The organism is Corynebacterium jeikeium, assembly GCF_000738175.1.
GTDB classification, from domain to species: Bacteria; Actinomycetota; Actinomycetes; order Mycobacteriales; family Mycobacteriaceae; genus Corynebacterium; species Corynebacterium jeikeium_C.
Genome location: NZ_JFCH01000061.1, coordinates 40,220 through 55,109 on the forward strand (window position 1 = coordinate 40,220; position 14,890 = coordinate 55,109).

General features: G+C 61.6%; 18 protein-coding genes. 13 read left to right on the plus strand and 5 right to left on the minus strand.

Annotation, left to right across the window (positions count from 1 at the left end; translation table 11 throughout):
* Positions 1–2: 2 nt before the first annotated feature.
* Both rpmG and rpmB read right to left on the minus strand, forming a co-directional pair.
* Positions 3–167 (minus strand): 50S ribosomal protein L33, encoded by a 165-nt coding sequence (gene rpmG, locus JQ46_RS10510; RefSeq protein ID WP_005279910.1) that lies wholly within the window; start codon positions 165–167, stop codon positions 3–5.
* Between the two features lie 2 nt (positions 168–169).
* The gene (gene rpmB, locus JQ46_RS10515) at positions 170–406 is read right to left on the minus strand and encodes a 50S ribosomal protein L28 (RefSeq protein ID WP_005293665.1); all 237 of its coding nucleotides are present in this window, start codon (positions 404–406) and stop codon (positions 170–172) included.
* A 463-nt stretch (positions 407–869) separates the two neighbouring features.
* Here rpmB and JQ46_RS10520 point away from each other — a divergent pair, with 463 nt between their 5' ends.
* The 7 genes from JQ46_RS10520 to JQ46_RS10550 all read left to right on the plus strand — a co-directional run bounded on the left by JQ46_RS10520 (position 870) and on the right by JQ46_RS10550 (position 6,348).
* A complete protein-coding gene (locus tag JQ46_RS10520) occupies positions 870–1,133 on the plus strand; it encodes a type B 50S ribosomal protein L31 (RefSeq protein ID WP_005293662.1) in 264 nt (87 codons plus the stop codon).
* Positions 1,134–1,208: 75 nt separating this feature from the next.
* Positions 1,209–1,376 (plus strand): 50S ribosomal protein L32, encoded by a 168-nt coding sequence (gene rpmF / locus JQ46_RS10525; RefSeq protein WP_011273951.1) that lies wholly within the window; start codon positions 1,209–1,211, stop codon positions 1,374–1,376.
* Between the two features lie 146 nt (positions 1,377–1,522).
* Positions 1,523–2,218 (plus strand): response regulator transcription factor, encoded by a 696-nt coding sequence (locus JQ46_RS10530; RefSeq protein ID WP_034988140.1) that lies wholly within the window; start codon positions 1,523–1,525, stop codon positions 2,216–2,218.
* A gap of 125 nt (positions 2,219–2,343) precedes the next feature.
* Positions 2,344–3,804, plus strand: coding sequence for a HAMP domain-containing sensor histidine kinase (locus JQ46_RS10535; RefSeq protein ID WP_237744812.1), 1,461 nt, complete (start codon positions 2,344–2,346; stop codon positions 3,802–3,804).
* Positions 3,805–3,902: 98 nt separating this feature from the next.
* On the plus strand, positions 3,903–5,372 hold the full coding sequence (locus JQ46_RS10540; protein WP_237744813.1) for a S1C family serine protease: 1,470 nt from the start codon (positions 3,903–3,905) through the stop codon (positions 5,370–5,372).
* An 84-nt stretch (positions 5,373–5,456) separates the two neighbouring features.
* A complete protein-coding gene (locus tag JQ46_RS10545; protein WP_034988144.1) occupies positions 5,457–6,110 on the plus strand; it encodes a MogA/MoaB family molybdenum cofactor biosynthesis protein in 654 nt (217 codons plus the stop codon).
* A 1-nt stretch (position 6,111) separates the two neighbouring features.
* A complete protein-coding gene (locus tag JQ46_RS10550) occupies positions 6,112–6,348 on the plus strand; it encodes a hypothetical protein (protein WP_034988148.1) in 237 nt (78 codons plus the stop codon).
* Positions 6,349–6,363: 15 nt separating this feature from the next.
* On the opposite strand, the gene mscL is transcribed toward JQ46_RS10550, so the two are convergent.
* Together mscL and JQ46_RS11145 are read right to left on the minus strand one after the other, a co-directional pair.
* Positions 6,364–6,798, minus strand: a complete 435-nt coding sequence (gene mscL, locus JQ46_RS10555; RefSeq protein WP_034988152.1) for a large conductance mechanosensitive channel protein MscL — start codon at positions 6,796–6,798, stop codon at positions 6,364–6,366.
* A gap of 51 nt (positions 6,799–6,849) precedes the next feature.
* On the minus strand, positions 6,850–7,473 hold the full coding sequence (locus JQ46_RS11145) for a 5-formyltetrahydrofolate cyclo-ligase (RefSeq protein ID WP_080719542.1): 624 nt from the start codon (positions 7,471–7,473) through the stop codon (positions 6,850–6,852).
* Positions 7,474–7,559: 86 nt separating this feature from the next.
* Between JQ46_RS11145 and JQ46_RS10560 the strand changes: the two genes are divergently transcribed.
* The 6 genes from JQ46_RS10560 (at position 7,560) to JQ46_RS10585 (ending at position 13,200) form a co-directional block, all read left to right on the plus strand.
* Positions 7,560–8,477, plus strand: a complete 918-nt coding sequence (locus JQ46_RS10560; protein ID WP_192817271.1) for a UTP--glucose-1-phosphate uridylyltransferase — start codon at positions 7,560–7,562, stop codon at positions 8,475–8,477.
* An 11-nt stretch (positions 8,478–8,488) separates the two neighbouring features.
* The gene (gene glp, locus JQ46_RS10565; protein ID WP_034988158.1) at positions 8,489–9,790 is read left to right on the plus strand and encodes a gephyrin-like molybdotransferase Glp; all 1,302 of its coding nucleotides are present in this window, start codon (positions 8,489–8,491) and stop codon (positions 9,788–9,790) included.
* A gap of 7 nt (positions 9,791–9,797) precedes the next feature.
* The gene (locus tag JQ46_RS10570) at positions 9,798–10,511 is read left to right on the plus strand and encodes a GNAT family N-acetyltransferase (protein ID WP_192817272.1); all 714 of its coding nucleotides are present in this window, start codon (positions 9,798–9,800) and stop codon (positions 10,509–10,511) included.
* 109 nt (positions 10,512–10,620) lie between these two features.
* Positions 10,621–11,943, plus strand: a complete 1,323-nt coding sequence (gene glpR / locus JQ46_RS10575) for a gephyrin-like molybdotransferase receptor GlpR (RefSeq protein WP_034988162.1) — start codon at positions 10,621–10,623, stop codon at positions 11,941–11,943.
* Between the two features lie 15 nt (positions 11,944–11,958).
* Positions 11,959–12,381 carry a DoxX family protein gene (locus JQ46_RS10580; RefSeq protein WP_080719543.1) on the plus strand — a complete coding sequence of 141 codons (423 nt, stop codon included), beginning with the start codon at positions 11,959–11,961 and terminating at the stop codon, positions 12,379–12,381.
* Positions 12,382–12,417: 36 nt separating this feature from the next.
* The gene (locus JQ46_RS10585) at positions 12,418–13,200 is read left to right on the plus strand and encodes a zf-HC2 domain-containing protein (RefSeq protein WP_034988166.1); all 783 of its coding nucleotides are present in this window, start codon (positions 12,418–12,420) and stop codon (positions 13,198–13,200) included.
* Between the two features lie 10 nt (positions 13,201–13,210).
* On the opposite strand, the gene JQ46_RS10590 is transcribed toward JQ46_RS10585, so the two are convergent.
* Positions 13,211–14,881 carry a glycosyltransferase family 39 protein gene (locus tag JQ46_RS10590; protein ID WP_080719544.1) on the minus strand — a complete coding sequence of 557 codons (1,671 nt, stop codon included), beginning with the start codon at positions 14,879–14,881 and terminating at the stop codon, positions 13,211–13,213.
* Between the last annotated feature and the right edge of the window lie 9 nt (positions 14,882–14,890).

The following is a 14,890-nucleotide window of genomic DNA, read 5'->3' on the forward strand; positions in this document are numbered from 1 at the left end:
AACTATCGCTCCTCGCGGAATTCGACGTGCTTGCGGGCAATCGGATCGAACTTCTTCAGAGTGATGCGATCCGGGTTGTTGCGCTTGTTCTTACGGGTGACGTAGGTGTAACCGGTGCCAGCCGTAGACTTCAGCTTGATGATTGGGCGGATATCGTTACGTGCCATAGTTAGATCTTCTCCCCACGGGCGCGGATCTTGGCAACGACAGACTCGATGCCGTCACGGTCAATGGTCTTCAGGCCCTTGGTGGACACGTTCAGCGTGATGGAACGGCCCTCAGAGGGCAAGTAGAACGTACGGCGCTGGATGTTCGGGTTCCAGCGACGGTTCGTGCGGCGGTGCGAGTGGGACACAGACTTGCCGAAGCTCGGCTTGCGTCCCGTGACCTGGCAATATGCCGACATGGGTTTTCTCCTTCCGCCGGAGATCTCAGGTGCCTGCGCCGCGCACTTAACAAAACCCATGGTTAGACGGGCCAAGGGGTTTAGGTGGTGGGGCGCCGCATCTAGCGTATCTAGCCTAAAATCTGTCCGGCGATGACGTTTACATAGACAACAGCGGGAGCTAACTTTACAGCACCGCTGCGCCATAACCTAATCGCTGTTCTTGACGCCCCTACGCCCCAGTTGGCCCCATCCCAGCTCGGGAAACGCGATTTTCTTTATGGCCTTCTCTTTCGCTATGATAATTCCTCGTTGTGCGACCGACTTTGTCACGCCCAAAATCCACCTGCTTAGCGGGCTGGCCTAAAGGGCGTCAGTAAAAAGAAGGCGCGCTGCTTTTTATGACCCGACTCAGGCACGACCCGCGCAAGTAACGCACGGGACCGACCTGATGTACACGTACCTAAGGGAATAAGAGGAAACCATGAAGAAGGATATCCACCCCGACTACCACCCCGTAGTCTTCAAGGATGCGAGCACTGGCCACCAGTTCATCACTCGCTCCACTGCTACCTCCGACCGCACCGTTGAATGGGAAGACGGCAACGAGTACCCGCTCATCGTCGTTGACGTGACCAGCGAGTCCCACCCCTTCTGGACCGGCGCTCAGCGCGTTATGGATACCGCCGGCCGCGTGGAGAAGTTCCAGCGCCGCTACGGCAACATGACCCGCCGCAAGAAGAAGTAAGACCTCTTCACACCACGAAGATCACAAGAAACCTATTTCACACTCTCAATACCTTTAATTAGGAGGTAGAAGACAATGGCAGTTCCAAAGCGCCGTATGTCCCGTGCAAACACGCACTCCCGCCGTTCCCAGTGGAAGGCCGACAACGTTGCTCTGCAGCACGTTAAGGTTCAGGGCCAGGATGTTCAGATTCCTCGCCGCCTGGTGAAGGCAGCTCAGCTGGGTCTCATCGACCTGGATTAATGCGAGCCCAGTAGAGCGACCCCCGTCACACATGCCCGTGTGGCGGGGTTTTGCGTATGCAAACTAGGCCTAAGAAATCCTGTGCTTTCCTTAAAAATGTTGTTGCGCGCAGGCGTGATTTCAGAATCATAGGCACAATGGAGTGCATGAAGATTCTTGTTGTAGATGATGATCAGGCCGTGCGCGAATCCCTGCGCCGTTCCCTGATCTTCAACGGCTACACCGTCGTCCTGGCAACGGACGGCGAGGAGGCCCTTAAGCTCATCGCTGACGAACGACCGGATCTGGCCATCCTCGATGTGATGATGCCTAAGAAGGACGGCCTGGACGTATGCCGCGAGCTGCGTAGCCACGGCGATGACCTGCCGATCCTGCTGCTGACCGCCCGTGATTCCGTAGAGGAGCGAGTCGCCGGCCTGGATGCCGGTGCAGATGACTACCTGCCCAAGCCTTTTGCTCTGGAGGAGCTGCTGGCTCGCACCCGTTCGCTATTCCGCCGCGCGGCGCGCCCCGCGATCCAGGAAGGGGAGGCGCACGAGCCACTGAGGTTCGAGGATCTGACCCTGAACCCGGAGACGCGGGACGTTTTCCGCGGCGACCGACAGATCAGCTTGACCCGCACGGAGTTCGCCCTGCTGGAGCTGCTGATGAACAACCCGCGCAAGGTGCTTTCCCGCAATACCATCCTGGAAGAGGTCTGGGGTTATGACTTCCCAACCTCCGGAAACGCGCTGGAAGTCTACATCGGCTACCTGCGCCGTAAGACGGAGGCCAACAACGAGACTCGTTTGATTCACACTGTTCGTGGGGTGGGCTACGCGCTGCGTGAGACCGCACCGTGATCCTGCGTAGGCTCCCGGAGGGTTACCTCGCGGTAGAGCCCGAGCACGCCTCTGCCGAGAACAGGGGCGCGGATACTCGAGGAGAGAGCAGGAGGGACCGGCTGATCCAGTCCCTCCGTTTTTCAGTGCGTGGATTATCTCTGCGCACCCGACTGGCCGCCCTCACCGCCATGGTGGTGATGCTTTGTATCGCTATCATCACCATCTCCTCCTACGCCACAGTGAAGCAGGTGCTGTCGCAGGAGATGGATAAGACGCTGCAGACGCAGGCGCAGGCCTATATCGACTCGGGCTTTGAGTTCCCAGTCAGCGAGACCGGAGAGGGCGATGACTACCGTCCCCGCTTTTTCGACGCCGATAACAACCTGAGTGTCCTCGTCGTGCCCGCCGACCAGGCGGGGCGGCAAGCAGATGTGCACAAGTTCGAGGGCATTCTCAGCCCCAACGAGATCTCCGTCCTTGTTGGCGACGACCCGTACACCTTTGAATCGGAAGGAGATAAGCGAAGCTTCGCCATCGGCGCCCTCGACGGGCGCGTGATTGTGTTGCGCCTGGACATCGCCTTTACGAACCAGACTCTGGAATCCCTCTGGTTGGTTCTGATTCTGATATCGGTGACCGGCTTCATCGCCTCCATCATCGCGGGCATCGCTGTCGCGAACTCTGGCATTCAGCCGATTACTCGCCTCCGTCGAGCTGCCGACGAGGTTTCCCGTACCGGTGAGCTGCGCCAGATCCCCGTCTATTCCCAAGACGAGCTCGGATCCCTCACGGACTCTTTCAACAACATGATGAACGCCCTCCAGGAGGCGCAGACGAAGCAGAAGAACCTCGTAGCGGATGCCTCGCATGAGCTCAAGACACCGTTGACTTCGCTACGCACAAACGTGGAGCTGCTGATGTTGGCGTCACAAAGAAAAGACGGCGAAGGCCCCGGCATCAGTGAGGAAGACCTCAAGGACCTAGAGCGCGACGTGATCGCGCAGATCGACGAGATGAGTGGGCTGATCGGCGACCTGGTGGACCTTGCCCGCGAGGACTCCAACCCGGAGGTTTTGAGCACCGTCGAGATCTCCGAACTCATCACCCTGGGCATCGAGCGCGTGCAGCGGCGCCGTCCGGACGTGACCTTCGATACGCACCTGATTGAGTGGCACCTGCGGGGAGATGCCTTCGCCCTGTCGCGCGCGCTGCTGAATCTGCTGGACAACGCCGCAAAGTGGTCGCCAGAGGGCGGTGTGGTGCGCGTGTGGATGCAGCCGATTGTTGTTGAGGAAGGTGACGCCGCAGGCTTCGATACCGACGTTCCAGCACACCAGGAAGTGGAGATCCGAGTGGCGGATTCCGGCCCTGGCATTCCAAAGGAGGACCGTGAGAATGTCTTCGACCGCTTCTACCGTTCGATCCAGGCGCGTTCAATGCCTGGCTCCGGCCTGGGGTTGGCGATCGTCAAGCAGGTCATCGAGAGGCACCACGGAGTGATCGTGGCCGACGAGTCGGACGACGGCGGCGCCCTGATGCGCGCGGTGCTGCCGGGGGGAGCCGAGTTAGCTGGATCCAGGCGGGGCTCGGGAACTTTTCTCTAAAAATTTTCCTTAAACTGGCAGAAAAACTACAGCATTCGTAGTGCTGAATTACATACATAACGGACATACTGGTCGCTATGGACGAAAGGGAACACAATATGGGTGAGAACAACTCGGGGGACGGTCAGCGGATGCCCGGCGAACCGGACTTTTCTAACCGTGGCCAGAAGCCGGTGCGAGGGGGCGGCGAGCCGCTGGGTGGAGTTCGCCGAGACCACATGCCCTGGGACGCTCAGCAGCGGCAGACGCAGGAGCCGGTTACACAGGTAGGCCCGGCGGTGCAGCCTCAGCAACCTGCACCGCCGGCACAGCAGGCGACACCTCCGAGCTCACAGCCATTCCCGCAGCAACTAAGTCCACAGCACCCAGAGCCGCCGCAGGGGCTGACCCCGCCGCCGGGGTCGGGACAGGAGCCTTTCACGGACCCGTACCAGCCTCAGCTGAGCAGCCAGCCGCAGGAAAAGAAGCGCTGGTCCACCCCGGCCGTTGCGGCGCTGCTACTGGCGGGCGCTGTTGTTGCTTCCGCCGTCACATATGTGGGCATGGACTCGATCAACGGCAACCAGGCCAGCAACAACGCCACATCTTCCTTCGACAACTCCAACAATTCTGGCAAGGCCTCGCAGGATAGGAAGGCTTCCAACCCGGTAAAGCCGGGCAGCACGACCGACATTGCCAACAAGGTCCTGCCCTCTGTGGTTTCAATCCGAGTTATGACATCTCGGGGCGGGGAAGAAGGCTCTGGCTCAATTATTTCCTCCGACGGCTTGATCCTCACGAACAACCACGTCGTCGCGGGTGCCGAGGACGGTCGCGCGAAGATGGAAGTTACTCTCAACGACGGCCGTACCCTCGAGGCAGATCTGGTTGCCGCCGATAAGCCCACGGATATTGCAGTTATCAAGGCAAAGAACGTCACGGACCTGCAACCCATCGAGTTTGGAGACTCGGACATGGTGAATGTCGGCGAGGACGTGATGGCGATCGGTTCCCCCCTGGGGCTGTCAGCCACGGTCACTACCGGCATTGTTTCAGCGAAAAACCGCCCCGTCCAGGCTTCTGGCGAGGACGGCGGAGAGGCCTCCCTCATCGATGCAATCCAGACTGACGCCTCCATTAATCCCGGTAACTCCGGTGGTGCCTTGGTGGACATGGAGGGCAAGCTCGTCGGCATTCCCTCCGTCATCGCCTCGACCGGTGGTAGGGAAGTGGCCGGTTCCATCGGCCTGGGCTTTGCCATCCCGATCAACCAGGCAGAGCGCATTTCCAAGCAGCTGATCGATAACGGCAAGGCCGAGCACCCGATCATCGGTGCGAAGGTCGATACACGCTCTAACGAGAATGGCGCAGTTATCGCGGATGTGAACAAGGACAGCCCCGCGGACAAGGCAGGGCTGAAGAGAGGCGATCTTGTTACTCACGTGGATGATCGACGCGTCGATTCGGGCGTGGGGCTGATCGCAGCCATCCGTTCACACGCTGTAGGCGACAAGGTCAAGCTAAAGGTCAAGGATGGCCCCGAAGGCGAGGAACGTGAGGTCGAGCTGACGCTCACCACCGCCGAGTAAATCCCTATCCCGTTCGCCTGTACAGCCGAGGGTGAACGGGATATTTTATTAGATACATCCTTTTATCGATTCAGGAGGAACGCCGTGCCAGCTCGGAAGGCTAAAGAAGGGTCTGCGGACATCAACGCGGACATCAGCGAAGTTATGGCCATGAGCTCCGTCGATCACGCGCAGGTGGACCGTCTGGCAGAGGAAATCCCGGAGCCGGACGACGCACTGTTCCACTCTCTGGATGCCCAGGAGCGTAGCCGCGAACAGCTCAGCAACGAGCCGCCACTGCACGCCATGGTTGTGCTGGTCACCGACTTCCCGGAGGAAAAGGCCAAGAACGGTGAACTGGTTGCAGAGCTGCTGGCAGAGGAAGGCTTCCTCGTCGATGCCGTGCTCAACGTCGAGTCCCGCAAGTCCGCAATCCGCAAAGTGATCCAGACCGCTGTGGTCGGTGGTGCCGATCTCGTAGTCACGATCGGTGGCACTGGCACCGGCCCGCGCGATAAAACCCCAGAGGCTACTCGCGCTGAGCTGGATCGCAAGGTCCCGGGCATCGCTGAAGCCCTGCGCGCCTCCGGCTTGGCGGCTAATTCCCTGGACGCGGGCCTGTCTCGCGGCGTAGCCGGTATCTCCGGTTCGACTGTGGTGGTCAACATTGCCGGGTCCCGTGGTGCGATCCGTGATGGCATGGCCACTCTTGGACCTCTGGTTCGTCACGTTGTCGGCGATATGAATAACCGGGCTTAGCATGAGTGCCGGCCACCCGCGTAAGGGCCAGCCGGACCGCCGCCGTCGCCGGTTCTACGGCAAGGTAGGCAAAGCCGGCCAGGCTGGGGGTTCGGGTTCTTCTTTTATTGACGCCATCGTCTCCGACAAAACAAAACCCCACTCAAGCCCTTCACGGGATGAGTGGGGTGACGATCGCCCTTCCGCAGAGCAGGAGCGCCGCTTCCTAGAGGAACAGCGCCCGCCGCACTGGGGCTAGCGGGGCTGGGGCACGTTAGTTTTCTGCGTGCTTGCCGGTCGGTTCTGCCTCGCCGCCACGCTGCTCCATCAGCAGGTCGCGGATCTCGGCCAGCAGCTCGGTCTCAGTAGCTGCGGCCTCTTCTGGCTCGATGCCCTTGCGGCGAGCGTTCATCTCAGCCAGCTTGTTCATCGGCATGATCATGATGAAGTAGATGACGGCAGCGATGATCAGGAAGTTGACGGCGGCGGTCAGGACAGCTCCGATGTCAACGAACGTAGCGTCGTTACCCTCGCGGAGGTGGAAGCCCAGGCCGAACTCGGGGGAGCCACCCACTGCGGCCAGGAGGGGCTCGACGATGCCGCTGGTGAAAGCGGTGACGATGGCGGTGAAGGCACCGCCGATGATGACGGCTACGGCAAGTTCCATGACGTTGCCGCGCATGATGAACTTCTTAAAACCTTCAAGCATTGTGCAAAAGACCTTTCTTGTCCGCGACCTAGCGCAGACTTTGCAAAGCGACTAAAGAATGGGGAAGTATCCGAGATCGTTGATCACAGCGTCTACGACCAGATCGTGGTCTTGGCAGGGAACCTCGCGGGTGAATTCTTCGTGGTCTACCACTGCCCATACCTTCACATGCGATGGGCGATTGGCAAGAGTTCGATCATAGAAGCCACCGCCCTGTCCGAGCCGTGTCCCATGATAATCAATCGATAGTGCAGGTGTCACTATTACATCTGCGCACGCTGGGAAAGTGTGAGTTGCATTACTATCCGAACTATTCGACTCAATTAATGGTTCCCCCACCGGTTCGAGGATTCCCCACGTGCCCGCGACGAGGTTTGGGTTGTCCGGCTGATATTCGATCCATTCAAGACTAGGGGCGTCACCACGAACAACGCGAGGGAGCACCACCCGCGCTCCGGTACGCGCCAGGACATCAGGAAGATCAGCACCACCCGGCTCATTGGAGAGGGGGACATAGGCGCCGATGGTGGAAGGCGTGCTGGGGAGTTCTGCGAGAGCGTCCAATAGGTGAGTCTGAATGCTTCGGTCGCGTAAAGAACGCTCGTCGACGCGGCCGGCGCGGGCAGCTCGCACTCGGGAGCGGGCTCGCTTCTTCAAGTCAGCGGGGGTGGTCATCGCCTAAAAGCATACTGCAGAAGAAAACTCTCGTTAAGTGGTGTGTAGAGCACGAAACCCGGAGCTTAAAGCGCTACTATTCCGGCATGACTTCTAGCCCTACGATCTCCACGTCCGAGCAAGCCGCACTGCGTACCGTCGTGGTTCCGGCTGCCGGGCTTGGAACCCGCTTTCTGCCCGCCACCAAAACCGTTCCCAAGGAACTGCTGCCCGTCGTGGACACTCCCGGGATCGAACTGATTGCAAAGGAAGCCGCCGATGCGGGAGCGAACCGCATGGCGATCGTGACGGCTCCGAAAAAAGGCGGGGTGCTCGGCCACTTTGATACCGACGAAGAACTGGAGCGCACGCTAGAGCAGCGCAACAAGACCGACCAGCTGAACAAGGTGCGCGCCACCGATGGGCTGATCGACGTAGTGGCTGTCGAGCAAGAAAAGCCACTCGGACTGGGGCACGCCATCGGTCTGGCCGAAGATGCGCTGGATGACGACGAGGATTGCTTTGCCGTCATGCTGCCAGATGACCTGGTGTTGCCGATGGGCGTGATGGAGAAGATGCTGGCCGTGCGCAAGCAGTACGGTGGATCCGTATTGTGTGCCTTCGAAGTGCCACGCGAGGAGACAAGCAACTACGGAGTCTTCGAGATCGACGAGGCGGACCACGCCGACGTGAAGATCGTGAAGGGCATGGTGGAAAAGCCGGCCGTCGAAGATGCTCCGTCCAATTTTGTGGCCACCGGGCGCTACCTGCTGGATCGACAGGTATTCGATGCTCTGCGCCACACGAAGCCGGGCAAGGGCGGGGAAATCCAGATCACCGACGCCATTGAGCTGATGATTACCGAGGGCCACCCTGTGCACATCATCGTCCACCACGGCCTGCGCCATGACCTAGGCAACCCGGGTGGGTACATTCGAGCTTGTGTCGATTTCGCGCTTCAGAATGAGACATATGGCCCCAGCCTGAAGACCTGGCTGCGGGAGCGCCTGAACCAGGAAAACTAGGGGCAACAAACATGCGATCGGTCGAAGAACAACTGGCAATCATCACCTCTGCGGCGGTGACCCCCGAGCCAGTGCGCATCGCCATCACCGAGACCCTGGGGCTGCGCTGCGCCGAAAGGGTCGAGGGCGCCGAACCGTTGCCCGGATTCGACCAGGCCGCCATCGATGGCTATGCCGTACGCAGCGTGGATATCCGCCAAGCTCTGGCGGCCACCCGGGGCGGTGACCCCGACCGAGGTCCGGAGGATGCCGCGGCCGCGGAGAACACCGGCGGTGTGAAGGAAACCCTGCCGATCGTCGGCGACGTAACCGCCGGCTCCCTGCGCCCGATTCGTTTGCAGCCGCGCCAGGCAGTGCGGGTGGAAATGGGCGCACCGCTGCCCACCTTGGCGGATTCAGTACTCCCGCTGGACTGGGTGGAAAAAGAAGGCCGCAAGATCCGCCCACTGGAGGCCATCGCCTCCGGCGAGTTTGTGCACCGGAAGGGCTCCGACGTGCAGCCCGGCGACGTGGTTGTGGAAGAAGGCGCCGTTATTGGCGCAGCTCAGGTGGGTCTGCTGGCTGCCGTGGGGCGTTCCAAGGTTCTGGTTTATCCGCGCCCGCGCCTGTCTGTGCTGTCTTTCGGCCGCGAATTGCTAGACATCGACCGCGATCCGGCGGTGGGGCAGGTGTACGACGTGAACTCCTACGCCCTGGCCGCTGCCGCCCGCGAGGCCGGCGCGGACGTGCACCGCGTGGGCATCCTCAGCGGCGAGCCACGCAAGATGCGCGAAGTGCTGGAAAGCCAGCTGTTGCGCTCCGAGGTCGTGGTGATCTCCGGCGCGGTGGGTGGCGCGGCCAGCGACGAGCTGCGGGAAATCCTCTCCGAGATGGGGGAGATGGACATCCAGCGCATCGCCATGCACCCGGGTTCAGTCATGGGCTTTGGCACGCTGGGGCAGGACAAAGTACCGACCTTCCTACTTCCCGCCAACCCCTCTGCCGCCCTTGTGTCCTTTGAAGTCATGGTGCGCCCGCTGGTGCAGCTGATCCGTGGCCGCCGTCAGGCCACCCGCCGTGTGGTTCCTGCCCGCACGATCGCCGGCATCGCCTCGGCTCCTGGCCGCCGAGGCTTTATCCGCGGCCAGTTGATGCGCGACCGGGAGACCCGCGAGTTCCTGGTGGATCCCCTCGGAGCGGTGAATGGTGGCGAGCCGACTCACCTGCTGGGCAGCCACGGACAGGCCAACTGCCTGATCGTGGTCCCGTCGGACGTGACGGACGTGGCGCCGGGGCAGGAAGTGGACGTGTTGTTCCTCAACAACAAGGATTAGCCCGCTCGTGCTTCACCGACTGCGCGCCGCCTTCGCCCCTGCTGCGGTGCCCGAAGAGCACACCCGGACCGTTCTGAGCCGTGGGCATATGTACGGAAAACTTAATGACGCCTCCGCGGCCGCCTTGCCGGTAAGTTTGCGTCCCGTGCGCGCCACCGACGGGGCGCAGTGGAGCGCCGCGCGGATCGAAGACCAGAAGCTACTGCAACCCTTCGAACCGACGGTGCCGGGAGACTGGGCTGCAGCGCACAGCCCGCAGGCCTGGCGGCAGACCTTCCACAACTTGCAGGTCCTGTCCGCCGACCGCCTGTTGGTGCCGATGGTCATCGACATCGATGGGAAGTTCGCGGGCCAACTGACGCTAGGCAATATCCAATACGGAACAGTCTCCAGTGCCTGGATCGGGTACTGGGTTCACTCGCGGTTCCAAGGCCGCGGCGTGGCTACTGCGGCGGTAGCGCTGGGTGTGGACTTGGGGATGCAGGTAGTGGGGCTGCATAGGATAGAGGCTACGGTCATGCCGGAGAACGTGGCGTCCAGAAAAGTGCTAGAGAAAACTGGCTTCCGTATCGAAGGGCAGCTACAGCGAAACCTGCATATCAATGGCGAATGGCGGGACCATCTACTGGTGGGGCAAACGCAGGAAGAAACGGCGCCGGACGGGGTGGTGCGCAGGCTGGTAAACCGCGGAATCTTGGGGCTGGCTGTGAACCGAAACTAGCCTCGGCGTGGCGAGCGCATAGATAGGGGTTGCGCGGGTAGCGTGGCAAGCACTTGACCACTCACGCTGCCCGCATAAACTTCCCAAACTTCGAGGAGAACTGATACACGTGTCCGGCTCCCTTTTGCTCATTGCCGCCGTCTGGTTGGTGCTGCTCGCGCCGCTTCTGCTGCGCAACCAGAAACCCGTGCGACGGACTGCCCAGGCGCTGAGCGAAACCCGCGTGTTGCACCGAGGAGGCAGCACGCTGAAGGCGAAACGCAAGCTCAAGCCGGCCGAAGGGCTCTACATGTCCTCCGATGACGAGGAGCTGGAGCTGGTCGACGCAGAGCCGGAGTATGTCCTGCTAGAAGACGAAGATTCCACAGCCGGCGCGACGTCGGATAAGCCGCGTGGACTGCGGGCGCTGATGACCACGAAGGGCAGCGAGCGGAGCGAGGACGCTGAGGTGGTAGACGGCGAGGTAGTGGACGCCGAAGCGGCAGACGCCGAGGCGAAGATCTCTGAGGCAACGTCCACTGAAGCGACCGAGCAGGCGGCCGCGACCACTGACGACGCTGACGCAGCCGATGAGGGCTCCGAGAAGGTCGTGGCAGCAGCATCGACGAGCAGTGCAGTGCGCTACACCGCTCAGGATGAGATGGATACCGGCGAGTTCTCCCCGATCAAGAAGGCGGAGATGAGTGCTGAGGCCACTGAGTCTTCTGAGTCTTCTGATTCCGAGGAATCCACGGAGCGCGCAGAGCAGAACGAAAAGCAAAGCGCCCGCCAAGCCGCATACGCCGCAGTCCCGACTGAGTACGTGCGCGGTGGGGATGTGAAGGCGTCACCAGATTTGGTAGACCACATCGACGCACCTCCGGCGGACAAGAGCCTGGACATCCTCGAGGAGTCCGACGAGCTGAGCGAGGCCGATCTGAAGTACCTGGCCGCCCGTCGCGGCCGCGGCGTGTACGACCCAGTGGCCTCCGCGCGCCTGGCCCGCGAGCGCCAGAACCGCCGCAAGAAGGTGCTGCTGGTGCTGCTGGCACTGTGCGCCCTGACCTTCGGCGCCAGCCTGGCTCTGGGCAGCGGCGTGTGGCTGACCTTCGTGGCCATGGTTGCCTTCACTGCTTTCTACCTGGTGATGCTCCGCCGCCAGGCCATCGAGGAGCGCGAGCTGCGCCACCGCCGGCTGGTGCGTATGCGCCGCGCCCGCCTGGGTGTTCGCAACACGGAGGATGACGAGCTGGGCGTGCCGGATCGCCTGATCCGCCCGGGCGCCGTGATCCTGGAGACCGACGAAGACGACCCGGCCTTCAGCAACCTGGAGTATGCCGACGGCAGCGACTTCTTCGACCTTCCGGGTGGGGGTACAGACACAAACGGACCATCCGCTTCCGGCTCGGACGAGGAATACATCGATCCGCGCTCCGGCATCCGCGCGGTCTAGGGGTAAACCTTCCGCATGCTGAACCACCCTGCAGCGCGTGACGCGGGTTTGCTGCTACTGCGCCTTGTCACCGGCGTGATCTTCATTGCCCACGGCTGGAAGAAGGTCTTTATCGACGGCATGAGCGGAGTAACCGGCACCATCGCCACCTTCGACCGTCTGCACATTCCGCAGCCGAAAGTCAGCGCCTGGGCGGCCGCCAGCTTCGAGATGCTCGGCGGCGCAATGCTCATCGTTGGTTTGCTGACCACGGCAGTCGCCGGACTATTCGCCATTTACAGCGCACTGGTGTTGTACTTCGTGCACTGGTCTAACGGTTTCTTCGTCGCCGATGGGGGCATGGAGTTTGTGATGCTCCTGGTCGTCTCGCTTATGATGATTGTTGTTTTCGGCGCGGGACGCGCGAGCCTGGATAGGGCACTGTCGCGCTTCGGCTGAAGTTAAGTCAAGCACGTAAGAGGCGGGATTAAGAGCATGGACTGTCAAGCGGTCAGGACCTCGATGTCCGCCCGGCTCGACGGCGAAACTGCAGAGCTGCCCGACGATCTGGTCGATGCGCACCTGGTCGCCTGTGAAGACTGCCAGCGCTGGTATTCCACCGTCACCGCGCTGGGCCGCCGGATGAACGTCTCCGCCACCCCGACCGAAGGTGAGCCTGCGACGGAGCCGGGCGACGAGCAGAAGGCTGCGCTCCTCGCGCAGGTTCTTGAGCAGGCCGATCACAACCCACAGTTCAGCGGGGGTCTGCGCCGCCGTCAGCTGCCTTTGCTCTTTGGGCGCTCCGCCCTTGTAATCGTGGCGCTGGTCTATGTTGTGTGGGGTCTGTCGATGTTGTTTGGCTCGCCCCTTGGGGAGGACTCCGACTCGTCCCAACTCCGCCTGGTCTCCGACGCGGCAACGATGCGCTTTGCACTGGCCGGTGGCCTTCTGTGGGCGGCTTGGCGCCCGAAGGCGGCCTCGGCGGTTTTGCCTATCTATCTGGGGCTATGGGGTTTCGGATTAGGGTTCGCAACCCGGGAGATCGTGCTGAGCATGGTCGGGGAAGAAGGCAGCCTGACTACCCTATGGCTTCTGCTGGTGCATCTTGCAGCGGTCGTGGCTCTGGTCGTGGTGTGGGCCGGTAGGCAAAACGTGTTCATGCCGTTGCAGCAGTCTTTCCGCGCGCTGATGGCCCAGCCGGTGCACTTCAGCCCCAGCGATGCCCGACGTAACTCCACCTTTGAGCTTGGTCAGCCGCGCCCGCGGGACTGGGACTAGCGCCGGGAGTTTAGCGCCAGGAAGGCAGCCACATCCGCATGTCGAAGGCGAAATCGGACAGCGGAGTCGCCGTGTAGATCGGCAGGAAATAAAGGAAGTTCCAGACCACCAGCATCAGGTAGATTACTACCAGCAGCTGGCCAGGGCGAGCTTTCACAAAGGCTTTGGGGGAGGAGTGCGGCTGGGCGGCAACGTCCGGGCGCTGCCAGCGCAGCAGTTGCCCCAGAGCCATGGCCAGCGCAATCGCCAGGAACGGAGCCAAATTAGCCGCGTAGAACAGATACATCTGGCGATCCAGGTTGACTAGCCAAGGCAGGAAGCCAGCGGCGAAGCCGATGACGGGCACCACCCAGCGGCGATCTTTGTGCACGATCAGGCACCATAGCCCCCACAGCATGGCGGGGACGCAGAACCACCAGATGACGGGCGTACCAACCAGCAGGATCACCTTGTGGATGCCCTCGTCGCTGGATGGGTTGTAGTACATCAGCGAACGGCTGGAGACCAGCCAGGACCACGGCTTGGACTCCCAGTTGTGGTGGTGGCCATTAGAGTTCGTCAGCTCCGTGTGAAAGCGCATGACGGACACGTGATAGTAGATGAAGTTCTGAAGAGTATCTGGCAGGAAGGACCAGAACCAATCCCCGGTGGTGTTGGTGTACTGCTCGGACTCCACGGCGTGGCGGAACACGCCAGTTTCGGAGGCGAACCACGCCCGCCAGCTGACCAGGTACAGGATCGCGGGGACAATCACCACGGAGAAGAAGGAAGGCAGAGCGTCGAAGAACGTGGTTCCTAAAAGGGGACGGCGCACGCCGAAACGGCGGCGTCGAAAATAATCAACCGCAACAATCGTCACCCCGAAAAAGGCCATGTAGTACAGGCCATTCCACTTCACCGAGAGGGACAAGCCCAGCGCCACGCCCGCGGCGAAGCGCCACCAGCGATAGCCCATGCGCGGGCCGAGGGCGAAATCGTGGATGCGTCCAGTGGCCCAGACGCGCTGGAAGCGAGCCTCCATCTGCTCGGCATCTCGCACCGCGAAATAAGTCGCCAGGCACACCAGGAATACTTGGAAGTGGTCCAACATGGCCGAGCGCCCCGTGACGAATAGGATCCCGTCGCACAGGGCAATAATGCCGGCGAACAAGCCGATGAGGTCGGACTTTGACACTCGGCGCGCAATCGTGGCAATAAGCAGGATCGTCACCACAGCCAGCAGGGCGGACATGATTCGCCAACCCCATGGCGTATAGCCAAACACCGCCATGCCCAGCGCCTCGAGTTGCTTGCCCAGGGGCGGGTGGACGACCAGACCGTAGCCTGGATTGTCCTCAATGCCGCCGATTAGTGGGTTCGACCAGCTCTGCAGAATCTGCCAGGCCTGCGGCACATAGTGCTTTTCGTCGAACACCGGGGTGCCCGCGTCGGTGGGGCGCTGCAGCATGAGCAGGCGGCTGAGCGTGCCAAAGAGGCCGAGGACAATCAGGATCCCCTTCCACCGGGTGAAGGCGAACGTGCGCCGGCCGGACGCAGCGGTAGGCACGCGACGGGTCACGTCGGTCGTGTCGCGCTGGTCCGCGGACACTTCATGGCTGTCCGCTAGCGGGGGAGTCGGTGTGGTCGGCACGAAAGCCAACTGTAGTAGAAGCTCCGGACAATCGGGCGCACTGGCGGGCATACTGGCGGG

Excerpts from the sequence above, each read along its gene's own strand:
- JQ46_RS10590 (WP_080719544.1), bottom strand. The coding sequence starts at position 14,881 with ATGCCCGCCAGTGCGCCCGATTGTCCGGAGCTTCTACTACAGTTGGCT.
- JQ46_RS10560 (WP_192817271.1), top strand. The coding sequence starts at position 7,560 with ATGACTTCTAGCCCTACGATCTCCACGTCCGAGCAAGCCGCACTGCGT.
- rpmB (WP_005293665.1), bottom strand. The coding sequence starts at position 406 with ATGTCGGCATATTGCCAGGTCACGGGACGCAAGCCGAGCTTCGGCAAG.
- JQ46_RS10540 (WP_237744813.1), top strand. The coding sequence starts at position 3,903 with ATGGGTGAGAACAACTCGGGGGACGGTCAGCGGATGCCCGGCGAACCG.
- rpmF (WP_011273951.1), top strand. The coding sequence starts at position 1,209 with ATGGCAGTTCCAAAGCGCCGTATGTCCCGTGCAAACACGCACTCCCGC.
- rpmG (WP_005279910.1), bottom strand. The coding sequence starts at position 167 with ATGGCACGTAACGATATCCGCCCAATCATCAAGCTGAAGTCTACGGCT.
- JQ46_RS10550 (WP_034988148.1), top strand. The coding sequence starts at position 6,112 with ATGAGTGCCGGCCACCCGCGTAAGGGCCAGCCGGACCGCCGCCGTCGC.
- JQ46_RS10585 (WP_034988166.1), top strand. The coding sequence starts at position 12,418 with ATGGACTGTCAAGCGGTCAGGACCTCGATGTCCGCCCGGCTCGACGGC.
- JQ46_RS11145 (WP_080719542.1), bottom strand. The coding sequence starts at position 7,473 with ATGACCACCCCCGCTGACTTGAAGAAGCGAGCCCGCTCCCGAGTGCGA.
- glp (WP_034988158.1), top strand. The coding sequence starts at position 8,489 with ATGCGATCGGTCGAAGAACAACTGGCAATCATCACCTCTGCGGCGGTG.
- JQ46_RS10530 (WP_034988140.1), top strand. The coding sequence starts at position 1,523 with ATGAAGATTCTTGTTGTAGATGATGATCAGGCCGTGCGCGAATCCCTG.
- mscL (WP_034988152.1), bottom strand. The coding sequence starts at position 6,798 with ATGCTTGAAGGTTTTAAGAAGTTCATCATGCGCGGCAACGTCATGGAA.
- JQ46_RS10520 (WP_005293662.1), top strand. The coding sequence starts at position 870 with ATGAAGAAGGATATCCACCCCGACTACCACCCCGTAGTCTTCAAGGAT.
- JQ46_RS10580 (WP_080719543.1), top strand. The coding sequence starts at position 11,959 with ATGCTGAACCACCCTGCAGCGCGTGACGCGGGTTTGCTGCTACTGCGC.